This window comes from Arthrobacter sp. P4_H3 (assembly GCF_056400885.1).
Genome location: NZ_JBFUKK010000005.1, coordinates 44,434 through 58,035 on the forward strand (window position 1 = coordinate 44,434; position 13,602 = coordinate 58,035).

Genomic DNA, 13,602 nt, shown 5'->3' on the forward strand with positions numbered 1-13,602 from the left:
GCCAGCCGGATCACCAGCCGACACCTTGCCGTGTCCGCGGAGACGCGCAATGATCCTGCGAGCTACACGCAGGCGCTGGATTCCTGGACCCGCCTGTCCTCACCGAAAACATTCACCGCGCAAACAGGCGCGTGTGCTAGGCGAATTCCGCCTGCATTCCGGCGCGCCCGCCTCCGGCCCGTCAGCTAGTGATCAGCCAAGCACTTGGCTAGGCTGAGATGAAGTTGTGACATCCGATGGAGGCGACAGGACCGCTTGCGGTCCTGTTCTTGCCTGCCGTTAGGAGGCGCTGTCCAGAGCGCCACCGTGCTAAGGAGAACAGAATGAACCAGCAAAGCCATGGACAGCATAAGGCCGCCCATCCGCATCCCGGTCAGGCGTCCAGCCCGGCGAGTGCCGGCAAGCCGGCCAACGCAGAAGGGCCAAAGCCTGCGGGAAGCCGGCTGACGGCCAGGAAGAATGAGACGGTCCTTGGCCCCTTCACCATCCGGGACCTCACCATCTTCGGATCAACGCTGATTCTGTTTGTAGGGTCGCTGATCCCGATGTTTGCTTCGCGGTACAACCTGTGGAACCTGGGCAGTCTCTTCTTCCTGGGGCTGGGAGTCCTCCTGCCGCTGATCGTCACCGCACTCTTTGTGGCACGCCGCCTCACTCCGGAGTCAAAGCTCCGCGTCGGGTCCCTTTCCATCGACCAGTTCGCGTCCGTGGTTGCGTCCTTTGCGCTCGGCTTCTTCTTCCTGGCCGGTGCCGAGACCTATGCACCTGCCGTGCTGGTGTCGCTGATCGGATCCCTGGGGCTTTTTGCCGCCACCGTCCTTGCGCGCTTCATTCCTTTCTTCGCCGGCGACTTCCTGGACCGCGCCGAGGCGCCTGCACACGTGGTTGCCCGTGACTCCGCCGTGCCGTTCCGCAAGCCCAGCGCCCCGAAGGAGCCCAAGCCGGCCAAGGAACCGGGCTCCGGCGCGCTGGCCGGCTGGACGAAGCGCCTCACGCCGGGCGGTGCAGCTGGGGCTTCGGCTGGCCAATCCCCGCATGGGACAACGCAGCATGGGACAACGCAGCATGGGACAACGCAGCATGGGACAACGCCGCATGGGGCAACGCACGACGGGGCAACGCAGTTCGGTGCTGCCCAGCAGGGCACGGGTCAGCAGGGTTCTGCCTCGCAGAGCTGGGCCCTGTCCGATTCGGCACACGAGCGGTCCACCCCGCAGGCTGACGCCACACCGGCCGCTGCCGCCGCCGGATCCGGCAACGCAGCCGCTGCCGCGGCCGGATCCGGCAACGCAGCCGCTGCCTCTGCGGGGGCCGCTGCAGCGGCAGGTGCCGCCGCTGCAAGCCGCGGTGCCGACGCGTCGCCTACAACCCAGGCCGCCGACGTCGTGCCTTCAGCAGCGGAGCAGACGCAGGCCGCCGCCGTCGTACCGTCCGCACCGGAAGCGACCCAGACGGCCGGCGTTCCCGCCGCCGGCCGCGGGTCCGCCAGCGGTCCCGCCACAGGCGCGGTGCCCGCAGCGTCGGCGCCGGCCCAGACGATGCTGCACCCGCAGGTGACTTCGCAGGAGCCCATCGGTGCCACAGTGGACCCGTCCAGCCGCCCCGAAGAGCACGACGAGGAGCCGGTCCACGAGGCGTTCTGGTTCGCAGTAGCCCAGCCCCGCACCGCGGTCGAAGAACGGACGGGCACGCCGGCATTCGTGATCGAACCCGGTGGTTGGGTTCTTGCCCTGGAAGACCGCGGACATGAATTCCTGGTCCAGCACACTGATGGACGCGTGGGCGTCCTGCGTGACCTCAGCCACATCGAGCGCGGCTAGCCGGCCCCCGATGGCCACCCACTCCGGCACACCGAAGCCGGGCAGCATCACACCGCAGGCGTCCGGGGAGTCACTGCTGGCGCTGAAGCGCCGCGCCCGCAGGATCAACCGGGCGCTCGCGGAACTGTACCCGTATGCGCACGCCGAGCTGGACTTCCGCAGCCCGTTCGAGCTGCTGGTGGCAACGGTGCTCTCGGCCCAGACCACCGACGTGGTGGTCAACCAGATCACGCCGATGCTCTTCGACCGGTATCCGGATGCCCGGAGCATGGCCGAGGCGGACCCGGCCGAGCTTGAGGTGATCCTCAAGCCGACCGGGTTCTTCCGCGCGAAGGCGCGGAACGTCATGGCGCTCTGCAACCGGCTGGTGGACGAGTACGACGGCGAGGTGCCGCCCCGGCTGCAGGACCTGGTGACGCTTCCGGGGGTGGGGCGCAAGACCGCCAACGTGGTGCTGGGCAATGCCTTCGGCATTCCCGGAATCACAGTGGACACGCACTTCGGCCGGCTGTCGCGGCGCTTCGGCTGGACAGAGTCGGATGATCCCGTGCGCGTCGAAGCGGATGTGGCCGAACTGTTCGAGCCGAGGGATTGGACCATGCTTTCGCACCGCGTGGTGTTCCACGGTCGCCGCGTCTGCCATTCACGCAAGCCCGCCTGCGGTGCGTGCGCGGTGGCCACGTGGTGCCCCAGCTACGGGGCAGGGGAGACGGATCCGGAGAAGGCGCGGAAGCTGCTCAAGTACGAGTTGGCCCCGGGCCAGGAGGCCCTGCTGGCGCAATTACTGGCGGAAACACACCGGGCGGCGGAAATCCGGATGGAATCACAAAAGCGGGAGCCATGACCGCCCGCCAGGATCTCGTCGAACTCATTGCCGCCATTGACGCCGGGGCCGGCCCGGCCCGCAACCCGTACTGGCGCGAGCTGAGTGTCGACGACTCCGTGGCCCGCAAGGCCGCCGTACTGATGCTGTTCGGTGCGCTGGATAACGTCCCCGCCGTTTCCTCGAAGCACCTGGCCCCGGCCGACCTCGATGTCCTGCTGCTCGAACGTGCCCACACCCTGGACGACCACCCCGGCCAGGTGGCGTTTCCCGGCGGGGGAATCGATCCGGGCGAGACGCCCATTGAAGCTGCCCTCCGTGAAGCGGAGGAGGAGACCGGCCTCGATTCGGCCGGTGTGGAGGTTCTCGGCGCCATGCCTCAGCTGGCCTTGCCGCGCGGGAATTTCCTGGTGACGCCGGTGCTCGCTTGGTGGCACTCGCCTTCTCCGGTCCGCGTGGTGGACTACGGCGAATCGGCCCAGGTGTTCCGGGTGCCGGTCCGCGACCTGCTGGACCCGGACAACAGGGTGATGGCCACCGTCAGCCGGGGCGGCCAGTCGTTCCTGAGCCCCGCGTTTGTGGTGAACAAAGTAGTGGTCTGGGGTTTCACCGGGATGATCCTGAACGAACTGTTCGATCAGCTGGGCTGGGCCGTTCCGTGGGACCGGACCCGGCTGCACCAGATCGACATCTGACTTACCGGACGCGGTCGCCGCCTCAGGCAGCCCGCCCTGTCAGCCCGGGGCCTACCCTGCAGCCAGTTCCAGCCGGGCGCGGTTGACCACAAGCCCTGTGGCTGCGTTCTCGCGGACGGCATCAATGCCGGCGACCACGCCTTTGAGTGTCTTAAACCGCGGCGAAACCGCCACTACCGTGCCGTCGTCGGCCTTGAGCCGGAAGTAGAAAGCTTCTTCTTCAGCGTTGATGATTTCGAATGTGCCAGCCATTGTGTGGTGCCTCCCCAAATATCCATGCGTCATTGCATCGGCCGGTTCTTTTTCGGTGCTGCACTGCCACTGCTGCAAACCGGCTAATTGAGCTTAACCGGGAGGTGAGACAGTTCACAAAGCTACCCGCGGGTACGTTACAGGCCGCGTCTTATGGGGAACTATTTGGCTTTGTCGTAGGAGTCGACCACGGCAACGCTCACCGGAAATTCGACCGGAATCCGGCCGAACAGCAGCTCCTTGGCCGCAGCGGCTGCTGCCTCGATGGCCGCGATGCAGGCGTCCACCGAATCATCAGGGCAGTGAACCATGACTTCGTCATGCAGGAAGAACACCAGCTCGCCGGCTGGTTGGCCGGCTGACCGCATGGCGCGGAGCCGCCGTCGTAATTCCGCCAGCCAGCAGGCAGCCCAGTCAGCGGCAGAGCCCTGGACCACGAAGTTGCGGGTGAAGCGGCCCCTCGAGCGGGCTACCGCATCTGCCCGCCGCTGTTCCTCGGCGGTGGTGGACTTCTGGCTTTGCAGCCAGCGGTCCGACGGCGGCGGGCTGCTGCGGCCCAGCCGTGAGGAGACTGTCCCGCCTGCTTCGCCGTCGCGGGCGGCCTGTTCCACGAAGCCGACGGCACGCGGATACGTGCGGGTCAGCTGCGGCATGAGGCGCCCGGATTCGCCGGTGGTGGCGCCGTAGATGGCACCGAGCAGGGCGATTTTGGCCTTGGCGCGGTCACCGCCGAAGCCTTGCGCTGCGATGCCGGCGTAGATGTCCTTGTCTCGGGCGGCTTCGGCCATTTTGGAGTCCTGGGCCAGGGCCACCAGAACCCGCGGCTCCAGCTGTGAGGCGTCAGCCACGATGAGTTTGTGGCCGGGATCGGCGTGCACGGCGCCGCGGATCTGGCGCGGTATCTGCAGGGCACCGCCGCCCCGGGAAGCCCAGCGCCCGGAGACGACTCCGCCCACCACGTACTCGGGCTGGAAGCGGCCGTTCTTCACCCAGGCGTCCAGCCAGGCCCAGCCGTTGGCCGCATGCAGCCGTGACAGCTTCTTGTAGGCAAGGAGCGGCTCGATGGCAGGATGGCTGGATTCCTTCAGCTCCCATTGCCGGGTGGTCTTCACTTCGATGCCGTTCCGGTGCAGGGCCCGCATGAGTTCCTGCGGCGAATCCGGGTTCAGGCTTGGCGAGTTCAGGAGCCTGCGGAGCTCGGTGTTCAGCGCCTCGAGCTTGGCGGGCCGGTGTCCCAGCGGCGGGCGGGGGCCCAGATAGTCCGCAAGGATCTGTTCGTGCAGTTCTTCCCGCCAGGGCACGCCGGTGTGCTGCATTTCCGCGGCGATCATGGCACCGGCGGATTCCGCGGCGAGAAGCAGCTGCAGCCGCTGCTTGCGGTTCGCGTCCGTGCCCGCCTGGCCCAGGGCCTCCTGCTGGGCCCCGTACTCGGTGCGCAGCTCCTCCGGCGAGTGCCTGGGCGCACGGCTGAGCCCGGAATCCTCGAACAAAGCCCCCTGGTGTGCCGGCTGGGGCGGTGGCTGGAGGCTCCGGGGCGGTTGCTGCAGGTCGTCGTCCTGCGTGAGCTTTTCCGCGTTCCGGGCGTAGACAGTGTGGGCGGTGAATTCCGAATGTGCCAGGATGGCGCCGCAGAGCGTGAGGTCGTAGCAGCGTTCCAGCTCGACGCCGGCATTCAGCAGCGCCGGGTACCAGTCCTGCGTGCGGTGCCAGATCCAGCGCGGGCGCCGCTTTTCGAGTTCATGCACGACGCCTGCCAGCTCGGCGGCGCTGATCACGCGGGTTTCCGGGTTCGCCGGGGCCGGCGTGCCGTCCGCCGTGAGTTCCTGTAGGGCTGCGCCGTCGGTGTGGGCGGACAGCAGCAGATACATAGCCCTAATTCTGCCCTGTGGTGCGTCATGGTTTGCGCCGTTGGCGGGTCAATTGCGGACAGGGTGTGTCCGCGTAGGGGTCTGGGTCGACGCACTCTCCCTCCACAGGCGCCCGGATGCGAGCGTTGTCCACATGGCACGAGGGTGGTCTGTTGCGCCGCCAGGCTGCTGGGCACAGTGTCAGGATGAGCAGGCAGCATCTTCAGAAACCTTCGCCGGAATTTACCGGCCCCGGACCGGCGGCAGCTTCCGGAGGAGCTTCCCGGGAAGATTCCGGTGGAGCCGCGGGCCCTCCGGAGCCGGCCCCGGCGGCACGCCGTGCTGCTCGCGCCGCGACCGGACGGTCAGCGTGGGGACGGCAAAGTCCCGCAAGGCAATCGGCGGCGGCAAAGTTGCCTGGCCCTGGCCCTCGCCCGGACACTGCGCCTGGCCGCGCCTTTCCGCCGGCAAGGGATGCACCGGCGGGTGCACGGGCTCCGGGCGCATGGCTTCCGGCCGAGTCCGCGGAAACGCTCCTGGTGACGGGCTTCGACTTCCTGCGCGGCGAGGTTGAACGGATCGTGGCCGCTGCCGGCGGCCAGCTCCGCGTGGTGGCCGACGCCACGGAAGCGGCTCCCTTCTGGGACACCGCTGCCGTCGTCCTGGTGGGCAGCGATATCCGGGAGCTGCCGCCACGGCGCCGGGCCCCCGCCGTTCTCGTGGGTCTGGGCGGCGAGGGCGACAGCCTCTGGCACCTTGCCGCGGCCCTGGGAGCCGAACGCGTGGCAGTGCTCCCCGATGCTGCCGCATGGCTGGCTGAATACCTGAGCCGCTCCCGGTCTCCGGAAGCGGGAGGACTTGTTCTGGGCGTGACCGGCGGGTGCGGGGGTGCCGGCGCCACTACCGCTGCCATCTGGATCGCGCAGTCAGCCGCGGAATGGGGAGCCCGGGTCCTCTTGATCGACGGCGATCCCTGGGGCGGCGGCCTCGAGCTTGCGCTCGCCGCCGAGGAATCCCCCGGGCTTCGCTGGACTGACCTTTCGGATGCCAGCGGAAGCATTGATCCGGAACAGCTATCCGATGCACTGCCCGTGGCGGGCGGGTTCTCCTTCCTGTCCTGGCCGGGCAGCCGTGAACGCCAGTCGGGCGTGGAAGCTGCCACTGTCGGCGGGGTTCTCGATGCCGCCCGGCGGGGGTACGAACTGGTCCTCGTGGACATCGGGCGTGGAACGGAGCCGCTGCGGACGTTCGCGTGGGACTGTGACCGCATCCTCGTGGTGGCTCCTGCGCAGCTTAAAGCAGCCGTTGCCTCGGCCAGGCTGCTGCAGGAGCTTCCTCCGGTGGAGACGGCGCTGGTCATCAGGGGCAAGGCCGGGGCAGTTCTCGACGGGCCGCTGATCGCCGAATCCGTGGGCCTGCCGCTGCAGGGACTTGTCCCGGAGGTAAAAGGCACCGCCAGCGCCACAGAACTCGGCCGCCTGCTGGAAATGGGCCGCCGGCGCACCGTACGCCGGTTCGCGGCGTCGGTCCTGGAATTGCTGGGCGGTGAGCTTCCATGAGCACACCCCCGCAGTCGCCGGGGCTGTCCCGGTTTCCAGGCTCTGGCGGGGACTCCAGGCGGCGCCCGCACCGTGCCCTGGATGCGGGCCTGCTCGAATCCGTCCGGGAGTCAGTAATGGCCGATTCCGGCCCGGTGACACCGTCCCGGGTGGCCGCTGCGGTGCAGGCCACCGGCAAACTCCTCGGGACAGCAGGGTCGCTGGCCGCGGTGGAGCGAATCAGTGCCGAGCTCAACGGCCTCGGACCTCTCCAGGTGTTGACCCGGGATCCGTCAGTCACGGACATCTTCGTCAACGCCCCGGACTCCGTCTGGCTGGACCGAGGAAACGGCCTGGAGAATGCGGGGGTATCGTTTTCCTCCGAAACCGAGGTCCGCGCCCTGGCATCCAGGCTCGTGGCGGCAGGTGGGCGGCGCCTCGACGACGGTTCCCCGTGCGTGGACGTCAGGCTCCAGGCCGGCTACCGCATCCACGCCGTCCTGCCGCCCATTTCGACTGCGGGAACCCTGCTGAGCGTCCGTATCCGCCGGCACGAGGTGTTCACACTGGACGAACTCCGGGAGGGCGGCATGTTCGGCGGCCTGGTCCAGGACGTGCTGGAGCGCATGGTTTCCCGCCGGCTGAGCTTCCTGATCAGCGGGGCGACCGGATCAGGCAAGACCACCCTTCTCTCCACGTTGCTGGGGCTGAGCCATCCTGGCGAACGGCTGGTCCTGATAGAGGATGCTTCCGAACTGAACCCTGTCCATCCGCACGTGGTGTCGCTTGAATCGAGGCACGGAAACCTCGAAGGAGGCGGTGGCGTGGACCTTGCCGAACTGGTCCGCCAGTCCCTCCGGATGAGGCCCGACCGGCTGGTGGTGGGCGAGTGCCGCGGAGCCGAAGTCCGTGAACTGCTGACCGCCATGAACACCGGACACACAGGAGGAGGAGGCACCATCCATGCCAACACCGCGGCCGCCGTGCCTGCACGGCTCACGGCCCTGGGCGCCCTAGCCGGGCTGGGCCAGGACGCCATGCGGTTGCAGGTCGCCAGCGCTCTCGACGTCGTGGTGCATGTTGAACGGTCCCGCGAGGGACGCCACGTTGCATGCATCGGCGTCGTCGACGATGCCGCCCACGGACTGGAGGTTTCCGCGGCCGTAGCGGTGCAGGCGGGAACCGTCAGTCTGGGACCGGCATGGCCGGCGCTGGCCCGGAGGCTTGGCCTTGATGATTCCGGGGTGGTGGACGGCGAACGCGGGACGGCGGACCGGGGATCCGTGCCGCGGGGATCAATGCACGGGGCAAGCGAATGATGGTTCTGCTGATCGCCGCGTTGGCACTTGCTGCGTGGCTGGCTCTGCGGCCTCCCGGCGGCCGGTCAGGCAGGATCCGCAAGACACTGGATCCGGGGCACTCAGAGCCTCAGGGGAGGGGCGGCGGCCGGGGCCGGGGTGCCGGCAGAGGTCGTGGCACGGGAAGCGTCGGCCAGCGGGACACACCCGGGGTCGGGCGTGCAATCTGGCGAGGAAAGTCCGGCCGACGCTCCGCCTCTGTGCCGATGACGGTTGTTGTCCAGCAGTTGGCAGCACTGCTCAAGGGCGGCCGTACGGCCGCCCGCCTGTGGGAGGAACCGTGGCTGGTCTATGCCGCGGAAGAGCGCCACGGGGCCGAAGACGGACCGGCACTCACGCCTGCGTCATTGTCGTTGCTGTCGGTGGCCCGGGCAGCCGCCATGAGGGGTTCCCCGGTAGCGGACGCCATTCGGGCAGCGTCTGCCGCTGCCTTCTCCGGGCGACAAAACCGGGAACGGAGAATCTGGGGCGAGCTGGCCGCCTGCTTTGATATTGCGGCCGCCAGCGGATGCCCGCTTGCGGACGTCCTGACCCGCTTGGCCGCCCAGCTTGAAGTGGAGGATGACGCCGAAGCCGCCCGGCAGACTGCCTTGGCAGGGCCGAAGGCTACCGTCACGCTCCTTACCTGGCTGCCGCTGTTGGGTCTGGGGTTGGGGGTTGCCCTTGGCGTGGATCCGTTGGCCATCCTGCTCGGCACACCGTTTGGCGTGGCTGCGCTCGCCACGGGCGTGGTGCTGACAGCCACCGGCCGGATCTGGTCCGCCAGGCTGGTCCGCTCTGCCATTGGAACACCATGACGGTGGAATGGCTGCCGTCCGTATTCTTCGCCCTGGCGCTGGCCGCCGCCGTGACGCTGGCTTTGACCGGCCGTGCCGGTGCGCACAGAAGGCTCCTCAGGCAGCATCAGGTGCACGTGGGAGAAGGCAGAAACGGCGACGGCGGCACAACGGACGGGCCGGATCGGCGGGCCGATGAGGGCCTGCGTGACACGGCCATGATGCTGGAGCTGATCGGGGCGATGCTGGATGCCGGTTCGGGGATCGGGCGGGCGCTGGAGCTGGTCGCAGATTCAGCCTCACCCGAGTATCACCGGTCGCTGCGCCCGGTTGTGTCGGCCCTGGCCATCGGAGCCGACTGGGAAACAGCCTGGCGAAGTTCCGAGGTCCGGACGCCCGAGCTGCTGATCCTGCGCCAGGCGCTGGGGTTTGCCGCCCTGACCGGGGCGCCGTCGTCGGCCATTCTCTACGCCCAGGCCGCCCGGCTGCGGCGGGAGCGCTTCCGCGCGGCGGAAAAGCGCGCCGCCGCGCTCGGCGTCAGGCTGGTTATCCCGCTCGGCCTGTGTTCGCTGCCCGCCTTCATCTGTTTGGGTGTTGTGCCGGTACTGCTCGCCATGCTCCCGTCCGGAGCCTGAGCCCGATGCCCCTGTGCGGCCGAGGTCGGCGTTCGAGTGTTCCTCCACAGCCAGGACTTCACCGGCTTTTCCACTTAGCCGAACTTCTGCCTTATCCGCGTTTGCCGGAGCCGGGAGAGTCGAGTCAGCCGGCAATTCAGCCGGAAACCAATGAAAGGAACTGCCATGTCAACCACGTCCAACCACCGTCCCTATCCCCAGCCGGAGCCCTCTGGCCCCGCCGCATCGGAAGAAGCGGAGGTCCGGGAAATCTACCCCGGAGCCAGGGCCGCGGCACCGGTCTCCGCCCGTGCGCGCGGACGCCTGATGGGATCGGAGATGGGAATGGCCACTGCGGAATATGCCATCGCCACTTTGGCGGCAGTGGGCTTTGCCGGGATTCTGGTGTTCATTCTCCGCAGCGATGAAGTCCGTGGTTTCCTGCTGAACCTGATCCGGACAGCACTGGCGTTGCCATGACCCATGTCGTGCACCGTGGTGCACCCGCCGGGAAGGCACTCGGGGGTCCGGGGAAGGACCGCGGAGCTGTCACCGCCGAATTCGCGGTGGCGCTGCCGGCAGTCCTGCTACTCCTCGCCCTGCTGCTCGCCGGCTCAGCGGCCGGGATTACTCAGCTGCGGCTCGAAGAAGCGGCAAGGGCCGGGGCGAGGGCGCTGGCCCGGGGGGAGGACGCCGGAGCAGTGGACGGAATCGTCCGGCAACTCGCTGGCGCCTCCGCGTCGTCGTCAATCGTGGCCGATGGCGCATGGCTAAGCGTCACGGTTTCCGGCCGGGTCTCCGGTCCCGTCGGGTCGATGGTCCCCTGGACCCTGTCCGCCCGGGCCACGGCGCCGGGCGAAACCGCCGAATCAGCAGGCCTTCGTCAGTCAGTGCCATGGTCCGCACCCGCGGGGGAGCATCATCCGGAAGCTTCGGCCTCATGACCAAACAGCGGAATCGGGAACCTCGGACGGCAGGGCTACGGATGGCTCACCCGCGGAATCCGGTGGAGAGCCGTCCGAAGCGTTCGTATGAGCGCGGATCCGGAACGGTTCTTGCCGCCGGGCTCGGGATGGTGGTGATGGTGGCCATGGCGTTGATGCTCCTGCTCGCCCAATCCGCAGTGATGGCGTCCAGGGCCGCGGCGGCAGCCGACCTTGCAGCACTGGCGGCCGCCGACGCCCTGCGGGGAATCAGCCCGGGTGCGCCGTGCTCGGTCGCGGCTGATGTCGCGGGCAGGCAGGGGGCAAGGGTAGTCGGCTGCACGGAAGGGGGAGATGAAACGGTGGAGATCCGGACGGAGCTCTTGAGCCGCAGTATGTTCGGCGCCGCCACCGGCCACGCCAGGGCCGGGCCGCCCCCATGACGTGCGCGTTCCCACGAAGCCGTGCGGTCGCATGTGCCAGTCAGTCCGCGGGTAGTCAGCCGACCGGGCCCAGAACTCGGGCTCAGAACGGGGCCGCGTGCTCCTCCGTCTGCCTCGTCTGCCCTGCAGGAGCCGGCTGAGGACCTCCCTGCTGCTCAGTAGCGTCTTTCAGCAGCACGTCGATCAGGGTGATCGCAGCCGCCTTGTCCAGCGGGTTGTTCTTGTTGCCGCACTTGGGCGACTGGACGCAGGACGGGCAGCCGGTGTCGCACTCGCAGGCGGCGATCGCGTCACGGGTGGCAGACAGCCACACCTTGGCCTTATCGAAGCCGCGTTCGGCAAAACCGGCGCCGCCGGGGTGCCCGTCGTACACAAAGATCGTGGGCACCCCGGTGTCGGCGTGAATGGCAGTGGAGACCCCGCCGATGTCCCAGCGGTCGCTGGACGCCACGAGCGGGAGCAGCCCGATGGCGGCGTGTTCGGCTGCGTGCAGGGCTCCGGGGAACTGGGCTTCGATCAGCCCGGCCCCGGTCAGCGAACGGTTGTCCACCACAAACCAGACAGCTTTCGTGAACAGGTCCCGGGCGCCGAGCTCCAGCGGTTCCTCGCCCAGGATCTCATTCGAAATCAGCGCCTTGCGCTGGAAGGAGACCACCTGTGTTGTCACTTTCACGTCCCCGAAATGCACGGCAACGTCGCCCCACTGGGCCGTGCGCTGAGTCTCCAGGACTTCGATCTGGGTCACGTCGCGGGCAGTCGTGTAGTAGTCGGGGTTGGCGCGGCGCACCATCACGCAGTGGTCTCCCTCATTCAGGTCTTCCACCACATAGCTGTCGCCCTGATGCACGTACACGGCACCGGTGTGGGCCTGGTAATGCGTTTGCGGGGAGTCCATCGTTCCGAGCAGGGAACCCGTCTCGGCGTCGACGATGCTTACCGGACCGCCGCCGTCCGCCCTCAGGTTCACCATGGCGGCCGCGCTCTGCGGGTGGGTCCAGAACCAGCCGGCCGGACGTTTCCGCAGGTAGCCCTGGGACACGAGCTGGTCCAGCAGTTTCTCCGCTGTGGGTCCGAAGAGCTCCAGCTCTGCGTAGCCCAGCGGCAGCTCAGCCGCAGCGGCACACAGGTGCGGCCCCAGCACGTACGGATTGGAGGGATCGAACACCGTGGCTTCCACGGAAACGTCAAAGATGGCTTCCGGGTGGTTCACCAGGTAGGTGTCCAGCGGATCGTCGCTGGCCACGAACGCGGCGATGGCGTCCTGGCCCGCGCGCCCCGCCCGGCCGATCTGCTGGAAGAGCGATGCCCTCGTGCCGGGCCAGCCGGCAACCAGGACGGCGTCGAGGCCGGAGATGTCGATGCCGAGTTCGAGGGCGGAGGTGCTGGAGACGCCCAGGAGTTCCCCTGACCGAAGGGCTTTCTCCAGCGCCCGCCGCTCTTCCGGCAGGTAACCGGATCGGTACGCCGCCACGCGCTGGTGGAGGCTGGGATCCACCTCGTCCAGGAGCCGCTTGGTGATGGCGGAGATGGTCTCGGCCCCGCGACGGGACTTGATGAACGCGATGGTGCGGATGCGGGAGGAAACCAGGTTGGCCAGCAGGTCCGCAGTTTCAGCGACGGCGGTCCTGCGCTCCTTCGCGCCGTTCTCACCCCGCAGTTCCGTGAGGGCCGGCTCCCAGAAGGCCACGGTGGTGGAGCCGTGCGGCGAGGAATCCTCGGACACAGCCCGGACCGGTGCGCCGATGAGCCGGCCGAAGGACGTGTCAGGCTCGGAGGCCGTTGCCGAGGCCGCGATGAACACCGGGCCCGGCTGGGAGGTGTTGGCGCTGTAATACGCGCAGATGCGCCGCAGCCGACGCATCAGGTTGGCCACGTGGGAGCCAAACACGCCGCGGTAGCTGTGGGCCTCGTCCACAATGACGTACTTGAGCCGGCGGAAAAAGCTGGCCCACCATGCGTGGTTGGGCAGGATGCCGAAGTGCAGCATGTCGGGGTTGGCCAGGATCACGTTGGCGTGGTCCCGGATCCAGCGTCGTGACGCCGGGTCGGTGTCGCCGTCGTACGTTTCCGCCCGGACCGTCGGGAGCTTCAGTGAGCGGATGGCAGCGAGCTGATCGGCGGCCAGGGCCTTGGTGGGGGAGAGGTACAGGGCCACGGCGCCGTCGTCGTGGATCTTTCCCGGCTCGGAAAGTACGCGCAGCTCCGAACGGTGGATCGCGTCCAGCGCAGGCAGTTGGTAGGCCAGGGACTTTCCGGAGGCGGTACCCGTGGCGATCACTACGTGCTCGCCGCCGTGGGCAAAGTTCGCCGCCTGGATTTGGTGACGGTACGGCTCATGGATTCCCAGGGAACCGTAGGCCTTGATGAGATCGGGGTGGGTCCAGTCCGGCCACGGCTCGTTCACGGCCTGGCGGGCGGGAATGATGCGCACATGACGCAGCTGTTCCGGGTCCGGGCCACGGCCCAACAGCGGAATCAGGGAGTCATGGGGGTTCACCTCAATATTGTTTCAT

Annotated in this window: 13 protein-coding genes; 10 read left to right on the forward strand and 3 right to left on the reverse strand. The window is 68.2% G+C overall.

Annotation, left to right across the window (positions count from 1 at the left end; genetic code table 11):
* Window positions 1-323: 323 nt before the first annotated feature.
* The 3 genes from AC1DRE_RS08345 to AC1DRE_RS08355 are packed head-to-tail and all read left to right on the forward strand — an operon-like array spanning window position 324 to window position 3,338.
* Window positions 324-1,820 (forward strand): hypothetical protein, encoded by a 1,497-nt coding sequence (locus AC1DRE_RS08345; protein ID WP_476984187.1) that lies wholly within the window; start codon window positions 324-326, stop codon window positions 1,818-1,820.
* A 10-nt stretch (window positions 1,821-1,830) separates the two neighbouring features.
* Window positions 1,831-2,664, forward strand: a complete 834-nt coding sequence (nth, locus tag AC1DRE_RS08350) for an endonuclease III (protein WP_476984188.1) — start codon at window positions 1,831-1,833, stop codon at window positions 2,662-2,664.
* The gene (locus AC1DRE_RS08355) at window positions 2,661-3,338 is read left to right on the forward strand and encodes an NUDIX hydrolase (RefSeq protein WP_476984189.1); all 678 of its coding nucleotides are present in this window, start codon (window positions 2,661-2,663) and stop codon (window positions 3,336-3,338) included. The genes nth and AC1DRE_RS08355 overlap by 4 nt, the downstream gene beginning before the upstream one ends.
* A gap of 51 nt (window positions 3,339-3,389) precedes the next feature.
* On the opposite strand, the gene AC1DRE_RS08360 is transcribed toward AC1DRE_RS08355, so the two are convergent.
* Both AC1DRE_RS08360 and AC1DRE_RS08365 read right to left on the reverse strand, forming a co-directional pair.
* Window positions 3,390-3,590 (reverse strand): YegP family protein, encoded by a 201-nt coding sequence (locus AC1DRE_RS08360; RefSeq protein ID WP_476984190.1) that lies wholly within the window; start codon window positions 3,588-3,590, stop codon window positions 3,390-3,392.
* Window positions 3,591-3,751: 161 nt separating this feature from the next.
* On the reverse strand, window positions 3,752-5,458 hold the full coding sequence (locus tag AC1DRE_RS08365) for a bifunctional 3'-5' exonuclease/DNA polymerase (RefSeq protein WP_476984191.1): 1,707 nt from the start codon (window positions 5,456-5,458) through the stop codon (window positions 3,752-3,754).
* A 518-nt stretch (window positions 5,459-5,976) separates the two neighbouring features.
* On the opposite strand from AC1DRE_RS08365, the gene ssd reads away from it, so the two are divergent.
* From ssd to AC1DRE_RS08400, 7 genes are all read left to right on the forward strand, one after another.
* The gene (gene ssd / locus AC1DRE_RS08370) at window positions 5,977-6,996 is read left to right on the forward strand and encodes a septum site-determining protein Ssd (protein WP_476984192.1); all 1,020 of its coding nucleotides are present in this window, start codon (window positions 5,977-5,979) and stop codon (window positions 6,994-6,996) included.
* Window positions 6,993-8,294 carry a TadA family conjugal transfer-associated ATPase gene (locus tag AC1DRE_RS08375; protein ID WP_476984193.1) on the forward strand — a complete coding sequence of 434 codons (1,302 nt, stop codon included), beginning with the start codon at window positions 6,993-6,995 and terminating at the stop codon, window positions 8,292-8,294. Before ssd ends, AC1DRE_RS08375 begins: the two co-directional genes overlap by 4 nt.
* On the forward strand, window positions 8,291-9,130 hold the full coding sequence (locus tag AC1DRE_RS08380; RefSeq protein WP_476984194.1) for a hypothetical protein: 840 nt from the start codon (window positions 8,291-8,293) through the stop codon (window positions 9,128-9,130). Before AC1DRE_RS08375 ends, AC1DRE_RS08380 begins: the two co-directional genes overlap by 4 nt.
* Window positions 9,127-9,744: a type II secretion system F family protein gene (locus AC1DRE_RS08385; RefSeq protein WP_476984195.1), complete on the forward strand. Its 618-nt coding sequence runs from the start codon at window positions 9,127-9,129 to the stop codon at window positions 9,742-9,744. Before AC1DRE_RS08380 ends, AC1DRE_RS08385 begins: the two co-directional genes overlap by 4 nt.
* A 165-nt stretch (window positions 9,745-9,909) precedes the next feature.
* Window positions 9,910-10,203 (forward strand): DUF4244 domain-containing protein, encoded by a 294-nt coding sequence (locus AC1DRE_RS08390; RefSeq protein ID WP_476984196.1) that lies wholly within the window; start codon window positions 9,910-9,912, stop codon window positions 10,201-10,203.
* Window positions 10,200-10,667 carry a TadE family type IV pilus minor pilin gene (locus AC1DRE_RS08395; protein WP_476984197.1) on the forward strand — a complete coding sequence of 156 codons (468 nt, stop codon included), beginning with the start codon at window positions 10,200-10,202 and terminating at the stop codon, window positions 10,665-10,667. The genes AC1DRE_RS08390 and AC1DRE_RS08395 overlap by 4 nt, the downstream gene beginning before the upstream one ends.
* A 41-nt stretch (window positions 10,668-10,708) precedes the next feature.
* On the forward strand, window positions 10,709-11,089 hold the full coding sequence (locus AC1DRE_RS08400; RefSeq protein WP_476984198.1) for an Rv3654c family TadE-like protein: 381 nt from the start codon (window positions 10,709-10,711) through the stop codon (window positions 11,087-11,089).
* An 82-nt stretch (window positions 11,090-11,171) separates the two neighbouring features.
* Here the strand turns inward: AC1DRE_RS08400 and AC1DRE_RS08405 are convergent, their stop codons facing one another.
* On the reverse strand, window positions 11,172-13,586 hold the full coding sequence (locus tag AC1DRE_RS08405) for a DEAD/DEAH box helicase (RefSeq protein ID WP_476984199.1): 2,415 nt from the start codon (window positions 13,584-13,586) through the stop codon (window positions 11,172-11,174).
* Between the last annotated feature and the right edge of the window lie 16 nt (window positions 13,587-13,602).

Bases quoted from the DNA above. Each gene is read 5' to 3' on its own strand.
- AC1DRE_RS08380 (WP_476984194.1), top strand. From the start codon at position 8,291: ATGATGGTTCTGCTGATCGCCGCGTTGGCACTTGCTGCGTGGCTGGCT.
- AC1DRE_RS08385 (WP_476984195.1), top strand. From the start codon at position 9,127: ATGACGGTGGAATGGCTGCCGTCCGTATTCTTCGCCCTGGCGCTGGCC.
- AC1DRE_RS08400 (WP_476984198.1), top strand. From the start codon at position 10,709: ATGGCTCACCCGCGGAATCCGGTGGAGAGCCGTCCGAAGCGTTCGTAT.
- AC1DRE_RS08345 (WP_476984187.1), top strand. From the start codon at position 324: ATGAACCAGCAAAGCCATGGACAGCATAAGGCCGCCCATCCGCATCCC.
- AC1DRE_RS08360 (WP_476984190.1), bottom strand. From the start codon at position 3,590: ATGGCTGGCACATTCGAAATCATCAACGCTGAAGAAGAAGCTTTCTAC.
- AC1DRE_RS08355 (WP_476984189.1), top strand. From the start codon at position 2,661: ATGACCGCCCGCCAGGATCTCGTCGAACTCATTGCCGCCATTGACGCC.
- AC1DRE_RS08390 (WP_476984196.1), top strand. From the start codon at position 9,910: ATGTCAACCACGTCCAACCACCGTCCCTATCCCCAGCCGGAGCCCTCT.
- AC1DRE_RS08365 (WP_476984191.1), bottom strand. From the start codon at position 5,458: ATGTATCTGCTGCTGTCCGCCCACACCGACGGCGCAGCCCTACAGGAA.
- AC1DRE_RS08375 (WP_476984193.1), top strand. From the start codon at position 6,993: ATGAGCACACCCCCGCAGTCGCCGGGGCTGTCCCGGTTTCCAGGCTCT.
- AC1DRE_RS08395 (WP_476984197.1), top strand. From the start codon at position 10,200: ATGACCCATGTCGTGCACCGTGGTGCACCCGCCGGGAAGGCACTCGGG.
- nth (WP_476984188.1), top strand. From the start codon at position 1,831: ATGGCCACCCACTCCGGCACACCGAAGCCGGGCAGCATCACACCGCAG.